The 590-nt window shown below is 67.3% G+C and carries 1 protein-coding gene; it reads left to right on the forward strand.

All coding sequences use genetic code 11. The features are described 5' to 3' along the window. Positions 1-590, forward strand: a 590-nt coding sequence (locus G6016_RS15750) for a DUF222 domain-containing protein (RefSeq protein WP_182633542.1), incomplete at both ends; no start/stop codon positions are given.

Raw genomic sequence — 590 nt, forward strand, 5'->3', positions numbered from 1 at the left:
GCCGCGTTCGCGCAGGCCGCCCGCTCTGGCTGGGAGGCCGAGAACCGTGCGGCGGCGCAGCGGTTTATCACTGCGCATGAGTTGATGCTGCAGTGTCTGGACCATCCCGACTGTGCCCCGGACCTGGCCAACCCGCGCCCGGGCTTCACCGTGGTCGATCCTGGTGAGATGGCGGTGGCGCATCTGATCGCGATGTACCCCATCACCACCAGCGAGGCCGAGGCGATGATCTACTTCGCCGCGGACCTGCACTTCCGCTACCCCGCGATCCTCGAAGCGATGGCAGACGGGCGGATGGATCAGACCATCGCCAAAGTCCTGGCCGACCAGATGCGCTTCGTCGACGACGCCCTCGTCCACAAAGTCCAACAAGAAGTGGTCGATGCCTACCTCGAGGCCATCGACTCCGGCGAACGCCCCAGCAGGCGCACCGTGCGCTCCCGCAGCGACCGCATCATCACCGGCCACGACCGCAACGCCGTAGCCGCCCGCAAAAAAGACGCCGTGCGCGACCAATGCGTGCGCATCACCAAGGGCCACGACGGCATGGCCAGCCTGTACGCCGTCCTGCACGCCGGCCAAGCCGCCCT

It is taken from the genome of Dietzia aerolata (assembly GCF_014144865.1).
GTDB classification, from domain to species: domain Bacteria; phylum Actinomycetota; class Actinomycetes; order Mycobacteriales; family Mycobacteriaceae; genus Dietzia; species Dietzia aerolata.